29 protein-coding genes are annotated in these 26564 nt (G+C 66.1%); 6 read left to right on the top strand and 23 right to left on the bottom strand.

All coding sequences use genetic code 11. The features are described 5' to 3' along the window. The first annotated feature begins 93 nt into the window (after nt 1-93). A complete protein-coding gene (hslV, locus tag G333_RS0103705) occupies nt 94-636 on the top strand; it encodes an ATP-dependent protease subunit HslV (RefSeq protein ID WP_018168781.1) in 543 nt (180 codons plus the stop codon). 41 nt (nt 637-677) lie between these two features. Next, nucleotides 678-2012, top strand: a complete 1335-nt coding sequence (hslU, locus tag G333_RS0103710) for an ATP-dependent protease ATPase subunit HslU (protein WP_018144939.1) — start codon at nt 678-680, stop codon at nt 2010-2012. Nucleotides 2013-2063: 51 nt separating this feature from the next. Here the strand turns inward: hslU and G333_RS0103715 are convergent, their stop codons facing one another. Both G333_RS0103715 and G333_RS0103720 read right to left on the bottom strand, forming a co-directional pair. Further along, complete coding sequence (locus tag G333_RS0103715; protein WP_019627702.1) at nt 2064-2975, bottom strand: lysophospholipid acyltransferase family protein; 912 nt, start codon at nt 2973-2975, stop codon at nt 2064-2066. Continuing rightward, nucleotides 2950-3762: a tRNA 2-thiocytidine(32) synthetase TtcA gene (locus tag G333_RS0103720; RefSeq protein ID WP_019627703.1), complete on the bottom strand. Its 813-nt coding sequence runs from the start codon at nt 3760-3762 to the stop codon at nt 2950-2952. The genes G333_RS0103715 and G333_RS0103720 overlap by 26 nt, the downstream gene beginning before the upstream one ends. 229 nt (nt 3763-3991) lie before the next feature. On the opposite strand from G333_RS0103720, the gene G333_RS0103725 reads away from it, so the two are divergent. From G333_RS0103725 to dtd, 3 genes are all read left to right on the top strand, one after another. Next, nucleotides 3992-4303: a hypothetical protein gene (locus G333_RS0103725; protein ID WP_018168785.1), complete on the top strand. Its 312-nt coding sequence runs from the start codon at nt 3992-3994 to the stop codon at nt 4301-4303. An 88-nt stretch (nt 4304-4391) separates the two neighbouring features. Then, nucleotides 4392-5378 carry a prolyl aminopeptidase gene (pip, locus tag G333_RS0103730; RefSeq protein WP_019627704.1) on the top strand — a complete coding sequence of 329 codons (987 nt, stop codon included), beginning with the start codon at nt 4392-4394 and terminating at the stop codon, nt 5376-5378. Beyond that, the gene (gene dtd, locus G333_RS0103735) at nt 5375-5821 is read left to right on the top strand and encodes a D-aminoacyl-tRNA deacylase (protein WP_019627705.1); all 447 of its coding nucleotides are present in this window, start codon (nt 5375-5377) and stop codon (nt 5819-5821) included. The genes pip and dtd overlap by 4 nt, the downstream gene beginning before the upstream one ends. 155 nt (nt 5822-5976) lie before the next feature. Here the strand turns inward: dtd and G333_RS0103740 are convergent, their stop codons facing one another. The 21 genes from G333_RS0103740 to rpmH all read right to left on the bottom strand — a co-directional run bounded on the left by G333_RS0103740 (nt 5977) and on the right by rpmH (nt 24991). Further along, entirely contained in the window at nt 5977-6273 is a 297-nt protein-coding gene (locus G333_RS0103740; RefSeq protein WP_019627706.1) for a hypothetical protein, read from the bottom strand. A 103-nt stretch (nt 6274-6376) separates the two neighbouring features. Further along, a complete protein-coding gene (gene glmS / locus G333_RS0103745) occupies nt 6377-8227 on the bottom strand; it encodes a glutamine--fructose-6-phosphate transaminase (isomerizing) (RefSeq protein WP_019567546.1) in 1851 nt (616 codons plus the stop codon). Nucleotides 8228-8230: 3 nt separating this feature from the next. Continuing rightward, nucleotides 8231-9565, bottom strand: coding sequence for a bifunctional UDP-N-acetylglucosamine diphosphorylase/glucosamine-1-phosphate N-acetyltransferase GlmU (glmU, locus tag G333_RS0103750; RefSeq protein WP_019627707.1), 1335 nt, complete (start codon nt 9563-9565; stop codon nt 8231-8233). 127 nt (nt 9566-9692) lie between these two features. Continuing rightward, nucleotides 9693-10112, bottom strand: a complete 420-nt coding sequence (locus G333_RS0103755; RefSeq protein ID WP_018144948.1) for a F0F1 ATP synthase subunit epsilon — start codon at nt 10110-10112, stop codon at nt 9693-9695. A gap of 13 nt (nt 10113-10125) precedes the next feature. Continuing rightward, entirely contained in the window at nt 10126-11502 is a 1377-nt protein-coding gene (gene atpD / locus G333_RS0103760) for a F0F1 ATP synthase subunit beta (protein WP_018144949.1), read from the bottom strand. A 58-nt stretch (nt 11503-11560) separates the two neighbouring features. Beyond that, on the bottom strand, nt 11561-12421 hold the full coding sequence (gene atpG / locus G333_RS0103765; protein ID WP_018938630.1) for a F0F1 ATP synthase subunit gamma: 861 nt from the start codon (nt 12419-12421) through the stop codon (nt 11561-11563). 12 nt (nt 12422-12433) lie between these two features. Further along, nucleotides 12434-13975: a F0F1 ATP synthase subunit alpha gene (atpA, locus tag G333_RS0103770; RefSeq protein WP_018144951.1), complete on the bottom strand. Its 1542-nt coding sequence runs from the start codon at nt 13973-13975 to the stop codon at nt 12434-12436. A gap of 13 nt (nt 13976-13988) precedes the next feature. Further along, on the bottom strand, nt 13989-14525 hold the full coding sequence (locus tag G333_RS0103775) for a F0F1 ATP synthase subunit delta (protein ID WP_018938629.1): 537 nt from the start codon (nt 14523-14525) through the stop codon (nt 13989-13991). Between the two features lie 9 nt (nt 14526-14534). Then, nucleotides 14535-15005, bottom strand: coding sequence for a F0F1 ATP synthase subunit B (locus G333_RS0103780; protein WP_018144953.1), 471 nt, complete (start codon nt 15003-15005; stop codon nt 14535-14537). Nucleotides 15006-15059: 54 nt separating this feature from the next. Beyond that, nucleotides 15060-15296 carry a F0F1 ATP synthase subunit C gene (gene atpE, locus G333_RS0103785; protein WP_012983953.1) on the bottom strand — a complete coding sequence of 79 codons (237 nt, stop codon included), beginning with the start codon at nt 15294-15296 and terminating at the stop codon, nt 15060-15062. 53 nt (nt 15297-15349) lie between these two features. After that, nucleotides 15350-16192, bottom strand: a complete 843-nt coding sequence (atpB, locus tag G333_RS0103790; protein ID WP_026287973.1) for a F0F1 ATP synthase subunit A — start codon at nt 16190-16192, stop codon at nt 15350-15352. Between the two features lie 31 nt (nt 16193-16223). Next, complete coding sequence (locus G333_RS0103795; RefSeq protein WP_018144955.1) at nt 16224-16610, bottom strand: ATP synthase subunit I; 387 nt, start codon at nt 16608-16610, stop codon at nt 16224-16226. Nucleotides 16611-16719: 109 nt separating this feature from the next. Further along, the gene (locus tag G333_RS0103800) at nt 16720-17562 is read right to left on the bottom strand and encodes a ParB/RepB/Spo0J family partition protein (protein WP_018168792.1); all 843 of its coding nucleotides are present in this window, start codon (nt 17560-17562) and stop codon (nt 16720-16722) included. Nucleotides 17563-17610: 48 nt separating this feature from the next. Continuing rightward, complete coding sequence (locus G333_RS0103805; RefSeq protein ID WP_018168793.1) at nt 17611-18366, bottom strand: ParA family protein; 756 nt, start codon at nt 18364-18366, stop codon at nt 17611-17613. Next, nucleotides 18363-18992, bottom strand: a complete 630-nt coding sequence (rsmG, locus tag G333_RS0103810) for a 16S rRNA (guanine(527)-N(7))-methyltransferase RsmG (RefSeq protein WP_018168794.1) — start codon at nt 18990-18992, stop codon at nt 18363-18365. Before rsmG ends, G333_RS0103805 begins: the two co-directional genes overlap by 4 nt. Next, entirely contained in the window at nt 18982-20856 is a 1875-nt protein-coding gene (gene mnmG, locus G333_RS0103815; RefSeq protein ID WP_019627708.1) for a tRNA uridine-5-carboxymethylaminomethyl(34) synthesis enzyme MnmG, read from the bottom strand. The genes rsmG and mnmG overlap by 11 nt, the downstream gene beginning before the upstream one ends. Before the next feature lie 338 nt (nt 20857-21194). Next, nucleotides 21195-22511: a tRNA uridine-5-carboxymethylaminomethyl(34) synthesis GTPase MnmE gene (gene mnmE / locus G333_RS0103820; protein ID WP_019627709.1), complete on the bottom strand. Its 1317-nt coding sequence runs from the start codon at nt 22509-22511 to the stop codon at nt 21195-21197. Nucleotides 22512-22517: 6 nt separating this feature from the next. Continuing rightward, nucleotides 22518-24218 (bottom strand): membrane protein insertase YidC, encoded by a 1701-nt coding sequence (gene yidC, locus G333_RS0103825; protein WP_018950871.1) that lies wholly within the window; start codon nt 24216-24218, stop codon nt 22518-22520. A gap of 8 nt (nt 24219-24226) precedes the next feature. Further along, nucleotides 24227-24484, bottom strand: a complete 258-nt coding sequence (gene yidD, locus G333_RS0103830) for a membrane protein insertion efficiency factor YidD (protein ID WP_018937514.1) — start codon at nt 24482-24484, stop codon at nt 24227-24229. After that, nucleotides 24481-24834, bottom strand: coding sequence for a ribonuclease P protein component (gene rnpA / locus G333_RS0103835; protein WP_038037918.1), 354 nt, complete (start codon nt 24832-24834; stop codon nt 24481-24483). The genes yidD and rnpA overlap by 4 nt, the downstream gene beginning before the upstream one ends. Before the next feature lie 22 nt (nt 24835-24856). Next, nucleotides 24857-24991 carry a 50S ribosomal protein L34 gene (rpmH, locus tag G333_RS0103840; RefSeq protein WP_018141118.1) on the bottom strand — a complete coding sequence of 45 codons (135 nt, stop codon included), beginning with the start codon at nt 24989-24991 and terminating at the stop codon, nt 24857-24859. A 155-nt stretch (nt 24992-25146) separates the two neighbouring features. On the opposite strand from rpmH, the gene dnaA reads away from it, so the two are divergent. Next, complete coding sequence (dnaA, locus tag G333_RS0103845; RefSeq protein ID WP_018937512.1) at nt 25147-26520, top strand: chromosomal replication initiator protein DnaA; 1374 nt, start codon at nt 25147-25149, stop codon at nt 26518-26520. Nucleotides 26521-26564: the final 44 nt, after the last annotated feature.

Here is a 26564-nt window from a genome sequence, read left to right on the forward strand (position 1 = left end):
TTCGGCGAGGATCCCACCCACCAGGTGAACGATCCCGGGCCGCCGCAACCCAACACCGTGCCCCATGACACTCAGCCGTAACAGGAGAGATCCGTGGAACAGTTTCGCGGCACCACCATCGTATGCGTCCGCAAGGGCGGCGCCGTCACCCTCGGGGGCGACGGCCAGGTTTCCCTTGGCAACACCGTGATGAAGGGCAACGCGCGCAAGGTGCGCCGCGTCTACCATGATCGCATCCTCGCCGGTTTTGCCGGCGGCACCGCCGATGCCTTCACCCTGTTCGAACGCTTCGAAGGGATGCTGGAGAAACACTCCGGCAACATTACCCGCGCCGCCGTCGAGCTGGCCAAGGACTGGCGTACCGACCGCGCCCTGCGCAAGCTGGAGGCATTGCTGGCGGTCTCCGACCGCGAGAACTCCTTCGTGATCTCCGGCAATGGCGACGTGATCGAGCCCGAGCATGCACTGATCGCAATCGGGTCCGGCGGCCCCTACGCCCAGGCCTCCGCCCAGGCCCTGCTGCAGAACACGGATCTGCCAGCCCGCGACATCGTGGAGAAGTCCCTGAACATCGCCGCCGATATCTGCGTGTACACCAATCACAACATCACCCTGGAGAGCCTGGACGCGGAGTAACGCGACCCGGCGCCAAGCGATTCGACCAAGGCCCATTTGCCATGACCGACATGACCCCCCGCGAGATCGTCCAGGAACTGGACCGCTACATCATCGGCCAGGACGACGCCAAGCGCTCCGTCGCCGTTGCCCTGCGCAACCGCTGGCGCCGCCGCCAGCTGCCGCCGGAGCTGCAACCGGAGGTCACACCCAAGAACATCCTGATGATCGGCCCGACCGGTGTGGGCAAGACCGAGATCGCCCGGCGTCTGGCGAAGCTGGCCCACGCCCCGTTCATCAAGATCGAGGCGACCAAGTTCACCGAAGTCGGTTATGTCGGGCGCGATGTCGAGTCGATCATCCGCGATCTGGCCGAGGCCGCGGTGAAGCAGCTGCGCGACGAGGCGATCAAGGAAAACCGCCTGAAGGCCGAGGACGCCGCCGAGGAGCGCATCCTCGACGCCCTGCTGCCAAGCCCGCGCAATGCCGGCTTCACCGAGTCCGAGCCGGACCACGGCAACAGCGAGACCCGCCAGAAGCTGCGCAAGCGCCTGCGCGAGGGGGACATGGACGAACGCGAGATCGACATCGAGGTCTCGCAAAACCCGCAGGGCGTGGAGATCATGACGCCCCCGGGCATGGAAGAGATGGCCAGCCAGCTGCAGTCGATGTTCCAGAACCTCGGCGGGCAGAAGACCCGCTCGCGGCGGCTGAAGATCGCCGAGGCCCGCAAGCTGCTGATCGAGGAAGAGGCCGCGCGCCTGGTCAATGAAGAAGAGCTGAAGCTGAAGGCGATCGAGCGCGTGGAACAAAGCGGCATCGTGTTCCTCGACGAGATCGACAAGGTCGCCAAGGGCAGCGAGAAGACCGGCGGTGGCGAGGTCTCCCGCGAGGGCGTGCAGCGCGACCTGCTGCCGCTGATCGAGGGCACCACCGTCTCCACCAAGCTGGGCATGGTGCGCACCGACCACATCCTGTTCATCGCCTCCGGCGCCTTCCACCTGTCCAAGCCGTCCGACCTGGTGCCGGAGCTGCAGGGCCGGCTGCCCATCCGTGTGGAGCTGGACGCCCTGTCGGCCGATGCCTTCGTGCGCATCCTGACCGAGCCCACCGCCTCGCTGACCGAGCAGTACACCGCGCTGATGAAGACCGAGGGCGTGGAGCTGCGCTTCGAGGAAGAGGGCGTGCGCCGTCTGGCCGAGATCGCCTTTGACGTGAACGCACGCACCGAGAATATCGGCGCCCGCCGTCTGCATACCGTGCTGGAGCGCCTGCTGCAGGACGTCGCCTACCGCGCCCCGGATGTCGAAGGCCCGGTGATCGTGGACCGCGCCTTCGTCGACGAACGCCTCGGCGACCTGGCGGAAGACGAGGACCTGTCCCGCTACATCCTCTGACGCGACCCGCTCAGCGGGTCGGCCATGCGCGGGGAGGTACCGCGCGGGAGGTTACTCAGGCGCCCCCCGGCGATAGGGATCGGGCCAGCCCGCGGGCGGTGGGTTGAAGCGCTTGTAGGCCCAGTTGTACTGCTCGGGACAGCGCCGGACCAGGGTCTCCACGTGGAGGTTGATCGCCGCGGCCGCCCGGACAAAATCGCGATCGGCCACCTCCGGGCCGGCCACGACCTCGTGATAGCGATAGCCCCGTCCCCCGGGCAGACGCTCGGCAAACAGGAATACCACGTGATCCGCGCGCCCGCGCAGCAGACGCGGGAGCAGGGTCATGGTCAGGGCCGGACGCCCGAAAAACGAGGCGTGCTGGCCCGAGGCGCCCTTGGGGCTCTGGTCCGGAAGGATGCCGATGATCTCGCCGCGGTCGCGGGCCTGTTGCAGGATGCGCAGGCCACTGCGATCGGCCGGGGCCAGCTCGGCCCCGGTGGAGGCACGGGCCTCGCGCACCCAGCGGTCCACCTCCGGGGTCTTGAACGGGCTGTACAGCGTGGCCATCGGCCCGTGGCAAGCGGCATGCAGTCCGGCGAATTCCCAGGAACCGAGATGCGGGGCGCACAGGAACAACGCCCGACCGGCGGAGCGCTCGCGCAGGCGCGCGTACTGCGGCGGCTGGACGGCCAGGGTCTCGAGGCTCTCCGGAGGCGACTGCCACAGCCAGGGGGACTCGGTCAGGGCCCGGCCCATCGCCATCAGGGAGCGCCGCCCCACCCGCCGCCGCCACGCCGGGTCCTTTTCCGGAAAGCACAGCGCCAGATTGATGCGGGTGATACGGGCCGCGCGGGTGGGCAGGTACCACACCAGCGCCCCGACCGCGCCGCCCAGGGCGTGGTTCACGCGCAGCGGGAGGCGCGCCAGCAGGCGCAGGCCCACCCCGATCAGGCGATCACGCAGATGCCGACGTCGGGCCATGTTCGGACACTGCGGATTCGGTGGTTGCGGCCGCGCTCGGCGGTGGATCGCGCGGAGGAATGCCACCCTCGGTCATCAGGGGCTTGAGTGTGGTGCGCAGGTTGCGGAACAGTCGCGGGTGCTGCGCCTCCTCCTGCGCCAGCAGCTGTTTCATGTGCTCGCGCTGGGTGGGCATGGCGAAGCAGGCGGGGCAGTTGTCGAGGATCACCGGGAGCCCCGCGGCGTCGGCAAAGTCGCGGGTCTGGCGTTCACGCACGTAGACCAGCGGGCGAATGACCCGCAGGTCGCCGGCGTCGATCGCGTAGTGGGCCTTCATGGTGCGCAGCTGGCCGCCATGGAAGGCGCTCATCATGAAGCTCTCCGCGAGATCATCGAGGTGCTGGCCCAGCGCCAGTACGTTGTAGCCGTGTTCGCGCGCCGTGCGATACATCAGGCCGCGCTTCATGCGCGAGCAGAAGGAGCAGAACGAGTCGTTGTCCATGTGCGCATCGGCCAGCTCGGCGATGGGCTCGGACACGAAGTGATAGGGGATGCCGTAGCTGCCCAGGTAATCCATCAGCCGCTGCGGCTCGAATCCCTCGATCTCGGGGTTGATAGTGACCGCCCCCACCTCGAAGCGCACCGGGGCCCGCCGAGCGAGGTTGTGCAGCAGCCACAGCAGGGTCAGCGAATCCTTGCCACCGGACAGGCCCACCAGGATGCGGTCGCCCTCGCGGACCATGTCGAAGTCGGCGATGGCACGCCCGGCGAGGCGGCGGATCGAGGCGGGAACGGCGGGTGTCTCCATGGGCCCGCAACATAGGCCGGCGGTCGGCTGCACGCAAGCCCAACCCGCAATGGTGGCGCAGGATTTCGGTGCACACCGCGCCTCCCGTGCACCAGAGATGAACACCCGTCGCTCTCGCACAGGGCAGGGGTTGCGACCTGGGGGCGCCGGGGCGGGGAATGGCGGGCGTCTCGCCGTGGCACCCCGCTTGCATGAAGACGGAGAAAGCTACGCCCACCCGGGGGATCCGATGCACGACCGCAAGAGCCTCAGCCTGGCCGCCGAACTTCGGCGAAACCTGCGCGCCGAATTCCCCGCGGTAGCACGGCTTTCGGTCAGCGACCCGGATTTCATGGAGGCCATCCTTGATTACGCTGCCCGCTCGCAGTCGAGCATGGTCGAGGCGGCGGCGCTGACCCTGCGCAGTCAGCTGGAGGGAACGGGGTATCTACGAACACCCTCACCCGCGAAGACGCAACCAGAAGACGGGGCACAAGGAGAACACCGGCCTGCGCACAAGCGGCGTGTCTATCGCGGGCGGGTAATCGAGGACCCGGAGTAGGGCCGGATCGGCGGTTGCGGGAAGAGCCCGAAGGGTTTCGCCCACGCTGCGTTTTGGCGACACTCGGGGTTTTGCCCGGAGGGCTTCCATGGACGCGCTGTATCCCGAGATCGAGCCCCACGGCATGGGGCGCCTGCAGGTTGGCGACGGCCACGAGCTGTACTTCGAGGAATGCGGCAATCCGGAGGGGATACCCGTCGTGTTTCTGCATGGCGGGCCCGGCTCGGGTTGCGAAAGCTGGCACCGCCGCTTCTACGATCCGGAACGCTACCGCATCGTGTTGTTCGACCAGCGCGGCTGCGGACGCTCGACCCCGCACGCAAGCCTCGAGGCGAACACGACCTGGCACGCGGTCGCGGACATCGAACGCCTGCGCGAGCACCTGGGAATCGAGCGCTGGGTGGTATTTGGGGGGTCCTGGGGCTCGACCCTCGGGCTGGCGTATGCCCAGAAACACCCGGAGCGGGTCCTGGGCCTGGTGCTGCGCGGGATCTTCCTGTGCCGCCCGCAGGATATCCAATGGTTTTACCAGTCGGGCGCGGACCGGTTGTTTCCTGAGGCCTGGGCCGACTACGAGGCACAGATCCCGGATGGCGAGCGGGCGGACATGGTAGGTGCCTACTACCGGCGGCTGACCGCCAACGACCGTGCAGTGCGCGAGGCCGCGGCCCGGGCCTGGTCCAGCTGGGAAGGGCGCACCTCCTGTCTGATCCCGAACCACGACGTGATCGCGCACTTCGAGGAGCCGGATGTGGCCGTGAGCCTGGCCCGGCTGGAGTGCCACTACTTCGTTCACGAGACGTTCCTGGAACCCGACCAGCTGCTGCGCGATGCCGGCCGGCTGCAGGGGATTCCCGGCACCATTGTGCACGGCCGCTACGACGTGGTGTGTCCGGTGAATCAGGCGGTGGCCCTGCACCAGGCCTGGCCGCAGGCGCAGCTGGAGATCGTACCGGACGCCGGCCACTCGGCGGCGGAGCCGGGCATCGTGCGCCGACTGGTCGCAGCCACGGACCGACTGGCAGGGGAACTGTCCGGGCACATCGAGCCCGGCACTGGACGGGGGCAGGCGTGATCGCACTGATCCAGCGCGCAAGCGCGGCGCGGGTCACCATCGACGGGGAGGACGTCGGGGCGATCGGAAGCGGCCTGGTGGCTCTGGTGGCCGTGGAGCCGAACGATACCGAGGCGAGCGCGGAACGGATGCTCGACCGGCTATTGGGCTACCGGGTATTCGCGGACTCGGGGGGCCGAATGAACCGGAGCCTGGGCGAGACCGGTGGCGGGCTGCTGCTGGTGCCCCAGTTCACCCTGGCAGCCGATACGCGCAAGGGGATGCGACCGAGCTTTTCCGGATCGGCGAGTCCCGAGCATGGCGCAGCACTGTTCCATTGGCTGGTACGGCGGGCAGGCCAACGCCATAAACCCGTGGCCAGCGGGCGTTTCGGGGCGGACATGCAGGTCAGTCTGACCAACGACGGCCCGGTGACCTTCTGGCTGGAGGCCAGGGGCCAGTAAGGGACGATCTCCTGGACACCCGCGATGAGGCTCAAGACGGGTGAAACACAAAGGACACGGACAAAGGCCGTGGTGACGAACAAGCAGTTTCGCGCCCCCAAACGAAAAGACCCGGCGCGAGGCCGGGTCCTGGCAGGCGATGATCCGGGAGTGGATCAGGCCGCGCGGCGCAGGAACGGACGCTGGCCGGACTGGACCGCGCGACGGATGAAGTCGGCGCGGCCGGTCTCGCGCTGGTTCAGGTTGTCGGCGCATTTCGACGGCTCGTAGGCTGCGGCGGAGAGCATGACCTCCAGCTCGCACAGGTCGACCTTCGGCTCTGTGAGCTCGTCCGGGTTCGTGTTCAGCTTGCGGCCGACTTCCCAGAACATGCGGGGGTTCCAAAGCTTGGTCTGGATTCGCGGGGACTGGAACAGGGTGACGCAGCGGTTGTTGAGCTCTTGCTGATCCATAAGGTGCTCCTGTGACAGGTTATTCAAGCGCACCAAAATCTAGCGAAACCGGGGCACGAATACAAGCGTTTCCTGATGGACTGAGCGGCTTGGGCGCCGCCCACTATTCGACGGTCACCGATTTGGCGAGGTTGCGCGGCTGATCCACATCGGTGCCCTTCAGCACGGCCGTATGGTAAGCGAGCAACTGTAGCGGGACCGTGAACAGAACCGGAGCCAGCCACGGGCTGAGGGCCTCGTTCTGCGGCAGACCGACCCAGGTGTCCTCGGGCTCCAACGCGCGCGCGGCGTTGGATTCGCCAATGACGATCAGCTGCCCGCCCCGGGCCCGTACCTCCTGCAGGTTGCTGGAAAGTTTCTCCAGCTGGGCATCGTCCGGGGCGACGGCTACGACCGGCATCTCGGTGTCCACGAGAGCCAACGGACCGTGTTTCAGCTCGCCGGAGGGGTAGGCCTCGGCGTGGATATAGGAGATTTCCTTCAGCTTCAGCGCGCCTTCCAGGGCAATCGGGAAATAGGCCCCACGCCCGAGAAACAGCGCATGCTGGCGCTCCATGAGATCCTCGGCGATCCGCGCAATAGGCGTATCGAGCGCGAGGATACGGGCCACCTGATCGGGGAGACTGCGCAGGGCCGCGACCGCATCGGCCCGCTCGGCGGCGGGCATACGGGCGGCGCTGGCGACCTGACCCAGCAGCAGGACCAGGATGGCCAGGGCCGCCAGCTGGGTGGTAAACGCCTTGGTGGATGCGACGCCAATCTCGGGTCCGGCATGGGTCATCAGGACCAGGTCGGCCGCCCGTGCCATCGTGCTCTCGGGCACGTTGCAGATCGCCAGCCGCGCCAGGAACGGCTCGTCCTGGGACTGCCGCAGGACCGCCAGGGTATCGGCGGTCTCGCCGGACTGCGAGATCACCACTAGCAGGGTGCCCGGGGCGAGGACGTGGCGCCGGTAGCGATATTCGCTGGCGACTTCGACCCGCGCCGGAAGACCCAGGTGCTCCTCGATCCAGTGCGCCGCGACCATGCCGGCGTGATAACTCGTTCCGCAGGCAACGATCTGGACGGCGGCGACATCGGCCAAGCGCTCGTCGCTGCCCGGTCCGAGGATGTTCTCGAGGATACCGGCTTCGCCCAGGCGGCCCGACAGGGTTTGTTCCAGGGCATGGGGTTGCTCGTAGATCTCCTTGAGCATGAAATGGCGGTACTCGCCCCGGTCCGCGATGCTCGCCTGGCAACGACTCTCGCGGATGCCGCGCTCGACCCGTTCTCCGGCGGCGTCGCGGATCTCGACGCCGTCGCGCGTGAGCCGGGCAATGTCGCCATCTTCCAGGTCGACGAAACGCTGGGTGACCGGAAGCAGCGCCTGCACGTCGGAGGCGGCGAAGGTCTCGCCAATGCCCAGGCCCAGCAGGACCGGGCTCCCGGAACGGGCAACAATCAATTCGTCGGGGAAGTCGGCAAACACCGCCGCGATCGCGTAGGCGCCTTGAAGTTCGGCACAGGCGCTGCGCATCGCATCCAGCGGCGACGAACCCAGTGCCAGGGCCTGCTCGAGACGATGGGCGATCACCTCGCTGTCGGTCGCGGATACGCAGGGCCAGCCGGCGGCGTCGAGCCGGGAACGCAGGTCGCCGTGATTCTCGATGATGCCGTTATGCACGATGGCCACGCGGCCGTCACGCGAACGGTGGGGATGGGCATTCTCTTCGGTCGGAGCCCCGTGCGTGGCCCAGCGCGTGTGGGCGATGCCCACCGGCCCCTCCAGCCCAGCGGCCTCGATCCGTTGCTCCAGGGCCGCAACCTTGCCGATGGCACGCAGGTCCGAAAGGGTGCGGTCGTTGACCACGGCCACTCCAGCGGAGTCATACCCCCGGTATTCCAGGCGATGCAGGCCCTCGACCAGGACAGGGACCAGGTTTCGTTCGCCAATGCCTGCAACCAGACCGCACATCGATTACTTCTCCTTGTCGTTACCGCTCTTCTTCGGGCGCGGCCAGTCACGAATCGTGCGGGTTCGGGCGCGAGTCAGCGCGAGAGCGCCCGCCTCGACGTCGTCGGACAGGGTTGACCCTGCGCCCACGGTCGCGTCGTCCCCGATGCGTATCGGAGCCACCAATGCCGTATTGGAACCGATAAAGGCGCGCTCGCCGATCTCGGTGCGATGCTTGTTGGCGCCATCATAGTTGCACGTAATGGTGCCCGCGCCCAGATTGGCGCCAGCGCCAATCTGGGCGTCGCCGACGTAGGTCAGGTGGTTCGCCTTGGCTCCGGCACCCAGGGTGGCATTCTTGATCTCGACGAAGTTGCCGACGCGCGCCCCGGTCCCCAGTTCGGTCCCGGGCCGCAGGCGGGCGAACGGTCCAATCCGCGCATCGGCATGAACCCGCACCCCCTCGAGGACACTATGCGCCGCGATCTGCGTGCCGGAACCGATGTCGCAGTCCCGCAGCACGCAACCGGGTCCAATATAAACATCGTCCGAGAGCGTCACCGTGCCCTCGATCACGACGTTCACATCGATCTGGCAGTCGCGTCCGAAGGTGAGAACCCCGCGCACATCCAGGCGCGCGGGGTCGGCAAGGCCCAGACCCTCGCGCATCATTCCAGCACCCAGCGCCGCCTGGTACAGCCGTTCCTGAACCGCCAGTTGCTCGCGGTCGTTTACCCCGAGGACTGCCGCGGCGTCGCCGCTTTCCACAACGCTGACGGCACTTCCGTCGGCGCGGGCTGCCGCTACGACATCGGTAAGGTACCACTCGCGTGGTCCGGTCACCCGTGGCTCACAGGCGGCCAGCCACCGGCGCAGCTCACCCGCGGGGGCAGCCAGGACACCGGTATTGATCAGGTCCACGGCACGTTCCCGTGCACTGGCCTCCTTGTCCTCGACAATCCGCTCAAGTTGCCCCGACGAATCCAGAACCAAGCGCCCATAGCCGCTCGGATCCACGACCCGGGCGGCAAGCACGGTGACACCGTCGCCGTCCGCACAGGCCACCAGGTCGGCAATCGGAATGCGCGGGACATCGCCATAGGTCACCAGCACCCGTGCGGAATCCGGGATGGCTTCAAGGGCTCGAAACACCGCGTGGCCGGTCCCGCGGGGCTCCCCCTGGTCGACCCAGGTCAAGGCTTGCCGGGAGTCGGCGAACGCTGCCCGCACCCGCTCCTGTTCGTGACCGACCACCACGTGGCAGGCGGCGGCGTCCAGCGCCGCTACTCTTTCCAGGACATGAGCCAGCAGCGGACGGCCGGCGAGGGCTTGCAGGACTTTCGGATGGCGCGAGCGCATGCGCGTGCCCTTGCCGGCTGCAAGTACCGCGATATGAAGGGGCTTCGATTCAGGCATGGGCACAATGATAAAGGGCCAACCGAGATGGTTGGCCCTTAGCGTAAGTCATCCGTGGAACGTTGCCGGATTATTTCCGGCGCAGCTTCTGGATCATCTGCAGGCGTGCCGCCGCCTCGACCAGCTCGGCCTGGGCCTTGGCGTAGTCGAAATCGGCCTTGGAATTGGCCAGGGCCTCCTCCGCGCGCTTTTTCGCCTCGATGGCCTCGGCCTCGTCAAGGTCCTTCGCGCGCACCGCAGTGTCCGCCAGAACGGTCACATGGTACGGCTGCACCTCGAGGATGCCGCCGGACACGAACACCGGCTGCGGCTCCGCGCCTTCCTTTTCCAGGATGCGCAGTTCACCCGGATTCAGCCGGGCGAGCATCTGCGTATGCCCGGCATACACGCCGACCTCGCCCCCTTCGGCGGGTGCGGCGATCATCAGGGCCGTCCCGGAGTAGATCGACTCCTCCGCACTGACCACATCCACATGCATATTCATGGGCATAACGCCTTGCTCCTTAGCCGAGCTTCTCGGCCTTCTCGACAGCTTCTTCGATCGTGCCGACCATGTAGAAGGCCTGTTCCGGCAGGTGATCGTACTCGCCGTCCACGATGGCCTTGAACGCCCGGATGGTGTCCTTCAGGGAGACGTACTTGCCCGGGGCTCCGGTGAAGACTTCCGCAACGAAGAACGGCTGCGACAGGTAGCGCTGGATCTTTCGCGCACGGGCCACGGCCAGCTTGTCATCTTCCGACAGCTCGTCCATGCCGAGGATCGCGATGATGTCCTTCAGCTCCTTGTAGCGCTGCAGGGTGCCCTGCACCGCCCGCGCGGTGTCGTAGTGTTCCTGCCCGATGATCTGCGGATCCAGCTGACGCGAGGTCGAGTCCAGCGGGTCCACGGCCGGGTAGATGCCCAGCTCGGCGATCTGGCGCGACAGCACGACCGTGGCATCCAGGTGCGCGAAGGTGGTGGCGGGGGACGGGTCGGTCAAGTCATCCGCCGGCACGTAGACGGCCTGGATGGAAGTGATCGAGCCTTTCTTGGTCGAGGTGATGCGCTCCTGCAGCACACCCATCTCTTCCGCCAGGGTCGGCTGGTAACCCACCGCGGAGGGCATACGACCCAGCAGCGCCGAGACCTCGGTACCGGCCAGGGTGTAACGGTAGATGTTGTCAATGAACATCAGCACGTCACGGCCTTCGTCACGGAAGAACTCGGCCATGGTCAGACCGGTCAGCGCTACGCGCAGTCGGTTACCCGGCGGCTCGTTCATCTGGCCATAGACCAGGGCCACCTTGTCGAGGACGTTGGAGTCCTTCATCTCGTGGTAGAAGTCGTTGCCCTCACGAGTACGCTCCCCGACACCCGCAAACACCGAATAACCGGAGTGCTCGATCGCGATATTACGGATCAGCTCCATCATGTTAACGGTCTTGCCCACGCCGGCCCCACCAAACAGGCCGACCTTGCCGCCCTTCGCGAAGGGGCACAGCAGATCGATGACCTTGATGCCGGTTTCCAGCAGCTCGGTCGAGCCCGCCTGCTCGTCAAAAGTCGGGGCGGCGCGGTGGATCGACCAGGTCTCCTGGGCCTCAACATCACCGGCGTTGTCCACCGGACGACCGAGGACATCCATCACCCGACCCAGGGTCCCCTTGCCGACCGGCACGGAGATCGGCTTGCCCGTGGCGGTAACCGCGGTCTGACGTTTCACACCCTCGGTCGTGCCCATGGCAATGGTGCGTACCACGCCGTCGCCCAGCTGCTGCTGAACTTCCAGGGTCAGACCGTTTTCCAGGGTCAGCGCGTCGTAGATCTTGGGCACTTCGCCGTGGGGGAATTCCACGTCCACGACGGCGCCGATGATTTCGACAATCTTTCCAGAACTCATTTGTTCATCCTCGTAAGTCGTAATTCGTGCCGAGTCGACCGATTCGGGCCGGTGGGCGCTAGACCGCAGCCGCGCCACCGACGATCTCGGAGATCTCCTGGGTGATCGCAGCCTGGCGCGCCTTGTTGTAGACGAGCTGCAGGTCCTTGATCATCGTTCCGGCGTTGTCGGAGGCCGACTTCATCGCGACCATGCGTGCGGCCATCTCGCAGGCCACGTTCTCGACCACCGCCTGATAGATCAGGGACTCGACATAGCGCTCGAGCAGCGTATCCATCACCGGATGCGTGTCGGGCTCGTAGATGTAATCCCAGTGGTGCTTGAGCGATTCGTCTCGGCTAGGCGCCGTCGGCAGCAACTGCGTGGCCTCGGCCTGCTGCGTCATGGTGTTGACGAACTTGTTCTCGAGCAGCACCACGCGATCGACCTTGCCGTCACGGAAGTTGTCCAGCACGACCTTGATCGAACCGATCAGGTCATTGATGTGCGGACGGTCCCCGAGATCCTTGGACTCGGCCACGATGTTGCCGCCCAGGCGCTTGAAGAACTGCAGCGCCTTGCTCCCGATCACGCACAGATCGACCTCGACGCCCTCGTCGCGGTAGCGACGCATCTCGATCACGGCCTTCTTGAACAGGTTGGTGTTCAAGCCGCCGCAAAGACCACGGTCAGTCGACACGATGATCAGCGCGACGCGCTTGACCTCGCGTTCCACCATGAACGGATGCTTGTACTCCGCATTCGCCATCGCGACGTGACCGATCACGTCGTGGATCTTCTGTGCGTAAGGCCGGGACTCCTGCATGCGGTCCTGGGCCTTGCGCATCTTGGACGCGGCGACCATTTCCATCGCCTTGGTGATCTTCTGAGTATTCTTGATACTCTTGATCTGCGTCCGGATCTCCTTAGTGCCCGCCATTGCGTGCTCCCGTTACCAGCTGTGCTTGGCCTTGAACTCTTCCAGGGCGCTTTTCAGCTTTTCCTGAATGGAGTCGTTGTAGTCGCCAGTGCTGTTGATTTCGTCCAGGAGCTCCTTCTGGGAGGAACGCGCGTAGGCGATCAGTTCCTTCTCGAAGCTCACGATCTTGTCGGCCTCGACGTCGTCGAGGAAGCCTTCGTTCGCGGCGTACAGCGAAAAGGCCATCTCGCCGATGGACATCGGCTGGTACTGACCCTGCTTCATCAGCTCGGTCACGCGCTTGCCGCGATCCAGCTGCTTGCGGGTCAGTTCGTCCAGATCGGAGGCAAACTGCGAGAACGCCGCCAGCTCACGATACTGCGCCAGCGCCAGACGCACGCCGCCACCCAGCTTCTTGATGATCTTGGTCTGGGCGGCACCACCGACTCGGGACACCGACAGACCGGCGTTGATCGCCGGGCGAATACCGGAGTTGAACAGGTCGGTCTCGAGGAAGATCTGACCGTCGGTGATCGAGATCACGTTGGTCGGAACGAACGCGGAGACGTCACCCGCCTGGGTCTCGATGATCGGCAACGCCGTCAGCGAACCGGTCTTGCCCTTCACCTCACCGTTGGTCTTCTCTTCGACGTACTCGGCGTTCACACGCGAGGCACGCTCCAGCAGACGCGAATGCAGGTAGAAGACATCGCCCGGGTAGGCTTCACGGCCCGGCGGACGACGCAGGAGCAGGGAGACCTGACGGTAGGCCCAGGCCTGTTTGGTGAGGTCATCGTAGACGATCAGCGCGTCTTCGCCGCGATCGCGGAAGTACTCGCCCATCGCACAGCCGGCGTACGGGGCGATGAACTGCATCGCCGCCGACTCCGACGCATTGGCCGCCACGATGATGGTGTTCTGCATCGCGCCGGCTTCTTCCAGCTTGGCCACCACGGAGGCGACCGAGGAGGCCTTCTGGCCAACCGCGACGTAGACGCACTTAACGCCGGAGTCCTTCTGGTTAATGATCGCATCGATCGCGACGGCGGTCTTGCCGGTCTGGCGGTCGCCGATGATCAGCTCACGCTGGCCACGACCGACCGGGACCATGGCGTCGATCGCCTTGATGCCGGACTGCAGCGGCTGGTCGACCGACTTGCGCTCGATAACACCCGGCGCGATCTTTTCGATCGGGCTGGTGATGTCGCTTTCGATCGGGCCCTTGCCGTCGATCGGACGACCCAGGGAATCGACTACCCGGCCCAGCAGCGCTTCACCAACCGGCACTTCGAGGATGCGGCCGGTACACTTGACCGTCTGGCCCTCGGAGATGTGCTTGTAGTCGCCCAGGATCACGACACCCACAGAGTCGCGTTCAAGGTTGAGCGCCATACCGAAGGTGTCGCCCGGGAACTCGAGCATCTCGCCCTGCATGACGTCACCGAGACCGTGGACGCGGGCGATACCGTCGGTCACGCTGACCACGGTGCCCTCGTTGGAGGCCTCGGACGAGGCATCGAATTTCTCGATGCGCTGTTTGATCAGATCACTGATCTCGGAGGGATTCAGTTGCATGTTAAATATCCTCTTAGCGACTCAAATTGGCAGCCAGGCGGTTCAGCTGGCCTCGCACGGAGCCGTCGATTACCAGGTCGCCGGCGCGGATGATGGCCCCTCCAAGAAGGGCGCTGTCGACCGAATGCTCGAGATCGACTTCGCAGCCCAACCCCTTGGCCAGGGCGTCGTGGATCTCTTTCTCCTGCGCCTGGGTGAGCTTGCGAAAGGCAATCACGTCGGCATGGACGCGGTGCTCGGCCGCGGCCTTCAATTCGGCAAAGGCATCGCTCACGGCAGGGAGGGCAGGCAGCCGGCCGTTTTCGGCCAGCAGGCGAACCAGGTTCCCCGCCTCGGGCCCCACCTTGTCACCGGCCACGTCGAGCACGAGCTGTGCCCGGTCCGGCCGCGGGACCCGCGGGTTGGAGAGGAGACTGTGCATCTGCGAATCGCGGGCGATCGCCGCCAGCAATTCGAGCTGCTCGGCCCAGCCGGCGAGATCCTTGGCCTCGCGGGCCCGCTCGAAAGCTGCGCGAGCGTAGGGTCGGGCGACCGAAATCAGGTCTGACATAACGTCTCCTTACAGCTTGGCCGAGAGCTTCTTGAGCAGATCGCCGTGCGCCTTGGCGTCGATTTCCTTGGCCAGGATCTGCTCGGCACCGGCAACCGCTAGCTCGGAGACCTGCTTGCGCAGCTCTTCCTTCGCGCGGTTGATCTCCTGCTCGATCTCGGCGTGCGCCGCCTGCTTGATGCGTTCGCCTTCTTCGTGGGCCGTGGACTTGCTTTCCTCAACCACGTCGTTGGCGCGCTTCTGCGCAGAGGCCACGATCTCGTTGGCCTGCTGCTTGGCCTCCTTGAGGACCTCGGTCGCACGCTCCTGGGCGAGCTCCTGCTCTTTCTCGCCACGTTCCGCGGCTGCCAGGCCGTCGGCAATTTTCTTGCGACGTTCTTCCAGGGCGGCGGACATGGGCGGCCAGACGTAGCGCATCGTGAACCACACGAAGACGCTGAACGCGAGCAGCTGGCCAATGATGGTCAGATTGATATTCATCCTGCTACCTCAGGTTGGACGAGTGGAGGGGACCTCGGGACTCGCTCAGCCTTATTAACCCAGGGCGAACAGGACGTACAGGCCGATACCCACGCCGATCATCGGCACGGCGTCGGTCAGACCCATCACGATGAAGAACTGGGTGCGCAGCATCGGGATCAGTTCCGGCTGACGCGCGGCGCCTTCCAGGAAGCGACCACCGAGGGTACCCACGCCGATGGCGGCGCCGACAGCGGCCAGACCCAGAAGCAGCGAGCCAGCCAGGACGATCAGAGCGTTAGCCATTTCCATTTTTGTATCTCCAGTCGAGTGTTGAAACAGTCAGTTGAGTAGGGAAGTCGAAATCAGTGGTCTTCGCTGTACGCCATGTCGATGTAGACGACGGTCAGCACCATGAAGATGAAGGCCTGCAGCGGCACCACGAGGATGTGGAAGATCGCCCAGCCCACGTGCAGTACACCGCCGGCCAGACCCAGGATCAGGCCCGCAGAGTACATGACACCGATCAGGATGAAGATCATCTCCGCGGCGTACAGGTTGCCGAACAGTCGCAGGGCGAGCGAGGCCGGCTTGGCCAGCAGGTTGATGAACTCCAGCACGAAGTTGATCACCCAGAAGAACGGCTTGATGTACACGATGTTGGTCTGGAACGGGATGCCCGTCAGTTCCTTGATGAAACCCACCGGACCCTTGATCTTGAGCGAGTAGTAGATGATCAGGATGAACACACCGAGCGCCAGGCCCGCGGTCACGTTGATATCCGTAGTCGGCACGATCTTGAAGTACGGGATACCCAGCAGATAGGCGATGTGCGGGATCAGGTCGACCGGCACGAGGTCCATCAGGTTGAGCAGGAATATCCAGACGAAGATGGTCAGCGCGAGCGGCGCGACCATGTCGTTCTTGTGCTTGAACGAGCCACGGACGTTGTCGTTCACAAAGTCCATCATCATTTCGACGAAATTCTGCCAGCCGCCCGGGACGCCGGCGGTGACCTTCTTGGCCGCGGCACGGAACGTGAGGATGAACAGCAGCCCGAGTGCGATCGACCACAGCATGGAGTCGACGTGGATCGCCCAGAAGCCCATTTCGGCGGCTTCGGTGCTGGTGGTGGCGAAGCTCATCCCCTTCTCGGGGTGGAGTCCGAAGGTAAGATTCGTCAGATGGTGAGCAATGTGCTCTTCCATCGTGGGCAGTCCGCTTTCTGAAGCCATGCAGTTATCTCGTCATTGCTTGATCAGAAACCCGGTGCAGCCACCACAAGGGGGCCAGGTGCACCAGGAGGAAGATGCCGAACAACGCCAGTAAATCCGGCTCGTCCAGGTAAGCGAACGCCACCCCGAATGCCACCGCGATGATTGCCAGTCGTCCCATCTGGGCGCCCATCATGCGGGCGGTCAGCGAGCCCACCTGATCGGAACGGTAGGCCCGAAACACAACAACCGCGGCCACGGCGTTGCCGAGCGTCGCGGTGATGCCGCCCACCGCAGCCGAGATCGCCACGATCGGGGGGAACAGGGCCAGAAGCAGGCCCGACAGTATCAGCGTTAAGGCGAGCTGCAGACCTAGCGATTGTAAGGCGTGTCTGAAGCGTCGCGGTGTCATTCAGCGGATGGGCACACCCACCCCTCTCCCAAAAAGTGCGCGTAGTATAAGAGCGCCCTTGTACTGCGTCAAACGGCGTTCAGGGCCATCGGCCAGGCCGCTCAGAGAGTTACTGGATGTGGGCGAGGATGCCATCGAGCTCGTCGAGGCTGTTGTATTCGATGACCAGACGGCCTTTGCCCTGGCGGTTGTAGCGAACCTGGACCGCGGCACCCAGCTGGTCGGAGAGGCGGCTCTCCAGTTGTCGCACCTCGGGCGAGGGTCCGGCATCCTTCTTGGGCTCCGGGGTGGCTGCGAGGATCTTCTTGACCAGCTGCTCGGTCGCGCGCACCGAGAGCCCGCGCTTGACCACGGTCGCGGCCACCCCGGGCTGGTCGTCCAGGGGCACCGCCAGCAGGCAGCGGGCGTGGCCCATCTCCAGGCGCCCCTCGTTGACGTGGTCCTTCACCGTGTCGTGGAGTTCCAGCAGGCGCAGCAGGTTGGTGACCGCAGTGCGCGAGCGGCCGACCGCGTCGGCCGCGGCCTGGTGAGTCATCTCGAATTCGCCGATCAGGCGGCGGATGGCCTGCGCCTCTTCCAGCGGGTTCAGATCCTCGCGCTGGATGTTCTCGATCAGTGCCATCGCCGCGGCGGCCTGATCGGGGATGTCGCGGACCACCGCCGGGACCGTCTCCAGGCCCGCGATCTGGGCGGCACGCCAGCGGCGCTCGCCGGCGATCAGCTCATAGCCCTCGTCCAGGCGCCGCACGACGACCGGCTGCACGATGCCCTGGGCTCGGATCGAGTCGGCCAGCTCGGCCAGCGCCGCCTCCGCCATGTGGACCCGGGGCTGATACTTGCCACGCCGGATCTGCTCGATCGGGAGCTGCTCCAAACTGTCGCTGTCGTCACCACCGGCCTGGGCGCCGGAGAGCAGGGCATCCAGGCCTCGGCCCAGTCCTCGTTTCGCCATGGTTGATCGTTCCTGCAGGCAGTCGGTAAGGGGGGTAACAGGCGGCGTTCAGCGCCGCAACATCTCGCCGGCCAGGGCCAGGTACGCCACGGCCCCGCGCGAGGAGGCATCATACAACAAGGCCGGCTGGCCAAAACTGGGTGCCTCGGCCAGGCGGATGTTGCGCGGGATCACGGTTCGGAACACGCGATCGCCGAAGTGGCCGGTGAGCTGTGCCGAGACATCCCCGGAAAGACGATTGCGTGGATCGAACATCGTGCGCAGCAGGCCCGAGATACGCAGCTTGGGGTTGGGCCCGCGCTGGATGCTCTCGATGGTGCGCATCAGGGCGGTCAACCCCTCCAGTGCGTAGTACTCGCACTGCATCGGGATCACCACACCATCGGCCGCGACCAGGCCGTTGACGGTCAAAAGGTTCAGCGACGGCGGGCAATCGACCAGGATGTGGTCGTAGTTTGCCCGGGCCGGTGCCAGCGCCTCCTGCAACCGGTATTCACGGCGCTCGGCCTCCATCAGCCGCACCTCGGCCACGGTCAGGTCGCCGTTGGCCGGGACGAGGTCATAGCCGGCCTCCACTCGGTGGGCGGCCTCGGCCACCGTGGCCTGGCCAAGCAGGACCTCGCAGGAGGTTGGGTCATCGGCGTGCTTGTCGACGCCCGAACCGGTGGTCGCGTTGCCCTGCGGGTCCATGTCCACCACCAGCACGCGCTTGCCCAGGCGGGCGAGCGAGGCGGCAAGGTTCACGCAGGTAGTGGTCTTGCCCACTCCGCCCTTCTGATTGGTGATAGCCAGCGTATCGGTCACGGGTCGGCTCTCTCGATAATGGCGATGTGCCGCTCGGCGGTCTCGCCGGGAATGGTAACCGGGTCCACGCTTCGGTACGACCACGGGGCCGGGAGCGGTTCGGCGACGACCGAGCGCTGACCCAGCATGGCCAGCACGCGGCCCCCCTCGGCCACCTGTGGCGCGACCCGCGAGACCATGTCGGCCGGGGCCTTGAACGCCCGTGCCAGGACCGTGGTGTAGGGCGCGGAGGGCTGGAAATCCTCGATCCGCACATGCACGGCCTCGACCCCGGACAGCCGGGCGAGTCCGATTACGTTCCGCAGGAAGCGGATGCGCTTGGCCGCGCTGTCGAGCAGGCAGAATTCGCGTTCGCGCTCGGTGGCCGCGAGCACGAAACCAGGCAGCCCGGCGCCGGTCCCGACATCCAGCACCCGGTCCCCGTGAAGATACGGGCGCAACGTCAGGCTGTCGAGGATATGGCGGCGAATCCACTGCGCGGGGTCACGCACCGCGGTCAGGTTGTGCACGCGGTTCCAGCGCCCGAGCTGTTCCAGATAAATCGCCAGGGCCTCGATGGCCGGTGGGTCCAGCGCCCAGTCCCCGGCCACGGCGGCCAGGGCCGCGCGCCAGTCGTTACTCGCCACTGGCGCGCTGCTTCAGGTGCACGGCCAACGCCGACAGCGCGGCCGGGGTCACGCCCGGGATGCGCTGCGCCTGGGCCAGGGTATGGGGGCGGAATTCCGCCAGCTTCTGCCGGATCTCGTTCGACAGCCCGTGGACCCGGGCATAGTCGAGGCTGTCCGGGAGTGCGGTCTGCTCGGCCTTCGCCTGGCGGTCGATCTCGGCTTGCTGACGCTCGATGTAGCCGGCGTACTTGGCCTGGATCTCCGCCTGCTCGCGCACGTCGGGCGTGCAGCCGACATCCAGGTCGGGCAGCGCATGCATCAAGCCGTCGTAATCGGCCTCGGGGCGGCGCAGCAGGTCGAGCAGCGTGGCATCCGGATCCGGCGCCTTGCCCAGCAACTCGATCAGGGCCGGGTGGTTTCGCTGGTCGCGGTCCGGGCGGGTTTGTCCGAGTCGGGTCATCTCGGTCTCGATGGCCGCGGCACGGGTCTCGAAGCGCGCCCAGCGGGCGTCGTCGACCAGCCCGTACTCGCGCCCGACCGGGGTCAGGCGCAGATCGGCGTTGTCCTCGCGCAGCAACAGCCGGTACTCGGCGCGCGAGGTGAACATGCGGTAGGGCTCCTGGGTGCCGCGGGTCACCAGGTCGTCGATCAGCACCCCGATGTAGGCCTCGGAGCGCTGTGGGATCCACGGCGCGGCGTCCTGCACCAGCCGCGCGGCATTGAGCCCGGCGACCAGGCCCTGGGCAGCGGCCTCCTCGTAGCCGGTGGTGCCGTTGATCTGGCCGGCAAAGAACAGGTTGCCGAGCTCGCGCGTGGCCAGCGTCGGGCGCAGGCCGCGGGGATCGAAGTAGTCGTATTCGATCGCGTAGCCGGGGCGTGTGATGCGCGCGTTCTCGAAGCCGGCAATGCTCTGCACCAGGGGGACCTGGATCGCATACGGCAGCGAGGTGGAGATCCCGTTGGGGTACAGCTCGTGGGTGGTGAGGCCTTCCGGCTCGACAAAGACCTGGTGACTGGTCTTGTCGGCAAAGCGCACCACCTTGTCCTCGATCGAGGGGCAATAGCGCGGGCCGGTGCTGTCGATCTGGCCGGAGTACATCGGCGCCTGGTCGAGGTTCGCCCGGATCAGGTCGTGGGTCTTCTCGCTGGTGCGCGCGATATGGCAGGGGCGCTGCGCCGGGTGGTCGTCGGTCGAGCCGATGAAGGAAAAGACCGGGCGCGGGTCATCGCCCGGCTGCGGCTCGAGCCGCGAGAAATCCACGCTGCGCCCGTCGATGCGCGGCGGCGTGCCGGTCTTGAGCCGCCCGACGGCAAAGGCCATCTCGCGCAGGCGCGCCGCCAGGCGGGTGCTCGGCGGATCGCCCGCGCGCCCGCCGGGCTGCTGGGTGAGCCCGGTGTGCATCTGGCCGTTGAGGAAGGTACCCACGGTCAGCACCACGGCGCGGGCGTCGAATGCAATGCCGCCCTCGGTGACCACGCCGGTGACCCGGTCGCCGTCCAGGGTGATATCGGCCACCGGCTGCTGAAAGATCTGCAGGTTCGGCTCGGCCTCGACGAACTGGCGGATGGCCTGGCGGTAGAGCTGCCGGTCCGACTGGGCGCGGGTCGCGCGCACGGCCGGGCCCTTGCGTCGATTGAGGATGCGGAAATGGATGCCGGCGGCGTCCGCTGCGCGGCCCATGACGCCCCCCAGGGCATCGATCTCCTTGACCAGGTGGCCCTTGCCGATCCCGCCGATGGCCGGGTTGCAGCTCATCTGGCCGATGGTCTCGATGTTGTGGGTCAGCAGCAGGGTGCGCGCACCGCCGCGCGCCGCGGCCAAGGCAGCCTCGGTGCCGGCGTGCCCGCCGCCAATCACGATGACATCAAAGGAGTTCGCCATGGTCCTGCTATCCCGGCCGACGGTCCGGCCTGTGAGTGCAATTCGCGCCGCGTATGGTCCGGGCACGAAAATCGGAATTCTAGCAGGGAGTTACGCGAGCGCGAAGCGGCCCCCGGGCCAAATGGTTTTCCGGGCGTGCCGCGGCGGCCTGTTCGCCTGGTTCGTTGCGCCGCGGCGGCTTCGGCCGTGATGGGCAGCAGAGGCCGCATCCAGCGCCCCCCGTCATTGCGAGCAAAGCGAAGCAATCTCCGGAAGCTGGCATGACGTCGGGCCGCGAAATCCGGTGGTCGCGGCGGGCGATTGCCGCAGCCCCTTTCGGGGCCTCGCAATGACGGGGACTACTTGCCGATGCAGAAGCCGGCAAAGATTTCGCCGAGAAGGGCCTCGTGGTCCTGGCGACCGAGGAGCGCGTCCAGGGCGCGTTCGGCCAGACGCAACTCCTCGGCGATCAGGTCCGGGGGCGCGGCGGCGTCGATCGCGGCGAGATGCGTGGCCGTCGTACGCAGGCCGTCCAGATGACGCGCGCGCACGCTGAAGCGTTGCTGGCCACCCTCGCTCACGCCCAGGCGCTCGACGATCGCCTGTTTGAGCGCGTCGACCCCTGCCCCGGTCCGTGCAGAGATCCTGAGCCCGTGGTCCGCTCGGGTGGAGTCGGCGACGCAGTCCATCTTGTTCCAGACGGTCAGTCGCGGGATTTCCGCCGGGGCCGCCAAGTCGGGGGCCGCATCCGGACGCGTGAGATCGCGCAGCTCCAGGATCAAGTCAGCCCCGGTGGCCGCCTCCCGCGCCCGCTCCATGCCGATCTTCTCCACCGGATCCTCACTCGCGTGCAGCCCGGCGGTGTCGATCAGTTCGACCGGTATCCCGTGGATCGCAATCGGCGAACGCAGGACGTCGCGAGTGGTCCCGGGGCGATCGGTGACAATCGCGACCTCGCTCTCGGCCAAACGGTTCATCAAGCTGGACTTGCCGACATTCGGTGCCCCGACCAGGGCCAGGCGCAAGCCCTGGGCAAAGTAACGCGCCGGACGCAGTCGTTCGAGGAGTTCGCGGATGGTCGTGTGGAGGGTGTCGGCACGGCGTGCGATATCGGCGGCAGCCTCCGACTCGAGATCGGTCTCGCCGAAGTCGATCTCCGCCTCGATGACCACACGCAGCTCGCGGATCGCGCGCGAGACCGGTTCGAGTTCGGTCGCCAGGGCGCCGTCCAGGCTGGATCGCGCAAGTCTGGCGGCCTGCTCGGTCTGGGCGTGGATCAGATCGGCCACCGCCTCCGCCTGCGCCAGGTCGAGTCGGCCGTTGAGGAAGGCCTGCTCGGTGAACTCCCCCGGTCGGGCACGACGCGCGCCGAGATCCACCGCGGCGGCGACGATCGCCTCCAGCAAGACCGGGCTGCCGTGGCCCTGCAGCTCGATCACGTCCTCACCGGTGTAGGAGTGCGGGCCCGGGAAGGACAGGATCAGACCGTCGTCCAGCGACTCGCCAGTCGCCGGATCAATGAAGCTGCCGTAGTGGGCGTGGCGTGGAAGCAGCTGCGCGCGTCGGGTCAGGCGCCGCGCGATGGGCAGGGCCTGGGGACCCGATAGACGGACCACACCGATACCGCCGACCCCCGGCGGGGTGGCGACCGCGACGATGGTGTCCGTCACGGTCACGAAGCGTCAGCTCTTCTGCTTGTCCGGGTCCTCGCCGCTCTCGATCTTGCGCGTGATGTACCACTGCTGGGCGATGGAGAACAGGTTGTTGGTGAACCAGTACAGCACCAGACCCGCCGGGAAGAAGGCGAAGAACACGGTGAACACGAACGGCAGCGCCATGAAGATCTTCTGCTGCACCGGGTCCATCGGCGGCGGGTTCAGCTTGTACTGCACGAACATCGACACGCCCATCAGGATCGGCAGGATGAAGTACGGATCGCGCGAGGACAGATCCTGCACCCACAGCCACCAGGGCGCCTGGCGCAGTTCGACACTCTCCAGCAGCACCCAGTACAGGGCGATGAACACCGGAATTTGCACCAGGATCGGGAGACAGCCACCCAGCGGGTTGATCTTCTCCTTCTTGTACAGGTCCATCAGCGCCTGGTTCATGCGCTGCTTGTCGTCCTTGTAGCGTTCCTTCAGTGCCTGCAGCTTCGGCGCGACCTTGCGCATGCGCGCCATGGAACGGTAGCTGGTCGCGGACAGCTTGAAGAAGGCCAGTTTGATCAGGATGGTCAGCAGCACGATGGCCCAGCCCCAGTTCCCGACCACGCTGTAGATCTTGTCCAGCAGCCAGAACAACGGCTTGGACAGGAAGGTGAAGATACCGTAGTCGACTGTCAGCTCCAGGCCCTGGGCAATCTGGGACAGCTCGTCCTGCAGCTTCGGACCTACCCACAAGCGGGTGGAGAACCCGCCGCTGGAGCCCGCCGGGATCTGGACGGACTCGGAATGGAGGCCAATCAGGTACTCATCGCCCACCTCACCGGGCACCGCGCGGGCGTACAGGGCGTTCACCTCGTCCTCGCCCGGGACCCAGGCCGACACGAAGTAGTGCTGGATCATCGCGACCCAGCCCCCCTGGATGCGCGCCTGGATGGGGTCGTCACGCAATGACTCGAAGCGTTCCCGCTCGTAGCTGCCATCGAAATAGGCCGCGCCAGTGAAGGTGTACAGCCACCACGACTCGCGGTCGGGGGTCGGACCGTGACGCAGCTGTCGGTACTGGCGGCCGCTCCAGGTGGAATCCGAGCGGTTGTGGACCTCGTAGTCCACTTCGATCAGATGCGAGCCACGCGTGAAGGTGTAGGTCTTGGTGACCTCGATTTCGCCATCGTCGGACGTCCAGCGCAGCGGGACCTCGAGCGTGTCCTGCCCGTCGGCGAGTTCGAAGCGGTCCTGATCGACCTGGAAGTTGGCGTGATGCGAAGGTGCGCGGGCCTCCATCGACTGGTCGTTCACCCGGTCATGGGTCAGGCCGCTCTGCGCGACATAGCCGCGCACGCGGTGGTCGAACAGTCGGACCGGCACCAGCGGATCGTCCTGCAGGTCCTGCGGGTACTGCAGCAGGTCCGCCCGCAGCAGGGTCCCGCCACGGGTATCGATCAGGATCTCGTGGGTGTCGGTGCGCACGGTGATCTGCTGGCGGTCTGGCTCCTGCAGGGTGCTGACCTGCGGCGCGTCAGCCGCCCGTGGATCCGCCTCCGATTCGAACTGCGGGGCGTCCGGCACGTCCTCCGGCCGGGCATCCGGGTCCTCGGCCGCTTGCTCGGCGCTGCGGTCCGGCTGGCTCGGGGTGCCGTAATCCTGGTTCCAGGCCTGCCACATCAGGAACAGGACAAAGGCCAGGGTGAGCCACAGAAGGGGGCGAAGGTTATCCATGAGCGCGACTACTTTGAGGGTCGGGTGCTGGGAGAAGCGGAACGCGGAGCCGGGACCGGATCATAACCGCCCGGCGACCAGGGGTGGCAGCGCAGGATGCGCCGCAGGCCCAGCCAGAAGCCGCGCAGGACCCCGTGGGTCTCGACCGCCTCGACGGTATAGGCCGAACAGGTCGGGTAATGCCGACAATGGGGCGCCATGAACGGCGAGATGCCGTACTGGTAGGCCCGGACGGGCAACAGGGCGATCTTGCGTGGCAGGCTCATTGCAGGCGTTCCAGCAGGCTGTCGATCTCGGCGCGCAGGGCCCGGCGATCCGTGGTCGCCGCGCCGCCTCGGGCCAGCACGATCATGTCGACCGGCGGCAGTGAGATCCGACATTGGCGAAAGGCCTCTCGGACAATGCGCTTGATCCGGTTGCGGTCCGATGCCTGGCGGACATGCCGCTTGCCAATCGCAAGGCCCAGGCGCGCCTCGCCAGATTCCGAATGGCGATAGAGCAGGGTCAGATCGCGACCGCGCTGGCGCCGGGCATCCTTGAAGACACGCTGATAATCCGCACCGGTCAACAGACGGACGCGGCGCGGAAAGGTCTCGCTAGCTGGCGCCGCGGTCACGGGAGCCGGCGCGCCGCCCGGACTACGGGCAGAGGCGCTTGCGGCCCTTGGCGCGACGGGCGTTCAGGACCTTGCGACCACCACGGGTGGCCATGCGGGCCCGGAAGCCGTGCGTGCGGGCGCGAACGAGCCGGCTGGGTTGAAAAGTGCGCTTCATGAGAGTTCCCGTGACGCTTGGTTAAAGGGCGGTGAAAACTAGCGCCATCCGGACGCAAAGTCAATCTCGAGGGTCGGCAAGTCGCTGGCACCGGGTACCCCCATCGGCGTAGACTCGGTGGCTTCCAATTCCCCCGTCGCCCCGGAGACGAACGCGTGTCAGCCAATGCCCTGTGGACAGCCTGTCTGGATCGCCTGCAGGGGAAGGTCAGCGAACAGCAACTCAACACCTGGCTGCGGCCGCTGCATGCCGAAGAGTCCGAAGGCGGGCTGCGACTGCTCGCGCCGAACCAGTTTGTGTTCGAGCACGTGCGCGATCACCTGCTGGAATCGATCGAGCAGACCGTGGGCGAGCTGCAGCCGGTGGGCGGGCAGGACGGGCGCCGCGTGCGACTCGGGATTGGTGGTGCGCAGATTCCGGTCCCGCCGACCCCCAGTGGTCGCGAGTCCCGCCATGAACGCGGTGCTGCAGACAAGAGCGCCAGCACTGCGCCACGCCCGCAGGGGCCCGTGAGTAACCTGAACCCGGCCTTCACCTTCGACAGCTTCGTCGAGGGCAAGTCGAACCAGCTCGCGCGCGCAGCCAGCCTCCAGGTCGCGGAAAACCCCGGGGTGGCCTACAACCCGTTGTTCATCTATGGCGGGGTCGGGCTTGGCAAGACCCACTTGATGCATGCCATCGGTCACAGCATCCTGGCCCGGCACCCCGAAGGGCGGATCATCTATCTGCACTCCGAGCGCTTCGTGGCGGACATGATCAAGGCTCTGCAGCACAACGCGATCGACGAGTTCAAGCAGCACTATCGCTCCGCCGACGCACTGCTGATCGACGACATTCAGTTCTTTGCCGGCAAGGAGCGTTCCCAGGAGGAGTTCTTCCACACCTTCAACGCGCTGCTGGAGGGCCAGCAGCAGATCATCCTGACCTCGGATCGCTACCCGAAAGAGGTGGAGGGGCTGGAGGAACGCCTGAAGTCTCGCTTCGGCTGGGGGCTGACGATCGCGATCGAGCCGCCAGAACTGGAGACCCGGGTGGCCATCCTCCAGCGCAAGGCCGAGCAGGCGGGGATCGAGCTCCCCTCCGAGGTTGCATTCTTCATGGGCAAGCGGATCCGTTCCAACATCCGCGAACTGGAAGGCTCGCTGCGGCGGGTGATCGCCAACGCGCACTTTACCGGGAAACCGATCACCGTCGAGTTTGCCAAGGACGCGCTGCGCGACCTTCTCGCGGTACAGAACAAACTGATTACACTGGAGAATATCCAGAAGACGGTCGCGGACTACTATCGCGTGAAGGTGGCCGATCTGCTGTCGAGCCGGCGCAGCCGGTCGATTGCCCGTCCGCGGCAGATCGCGATGGCCCTGGCAAAGGAACTGACCCAGCACAGCCTGCCGGAGATCGGACAGGCCTTCGGCGGTCGCGATCACACCACGGTCATCCATGCCTGCCGGAAGGTCGCCGAACTCCGCGAGGCGGACGCCAGCCTGGACGAGGACTACTCGAATCTTCTGCGGACTCTCAGTAGCTGAAGTGGCTGTCCACTGCTCGGCAAAGCTGTGGATAAGCTGGGTGC

Origin of the sequence: Thioalkalivibrio sp. AKL10 (genome assembly GCF_000381845.1) — a bacterium.
GTDB classification, from domain to species: domain Bacteria; phylum Pseudomonadota; class Gammaproteobacteria; order Ectothiorhodospirales; family Ectothiorhodospiraceae; genus Thioalkalivibrio; species Thioalkalivibrio versutus.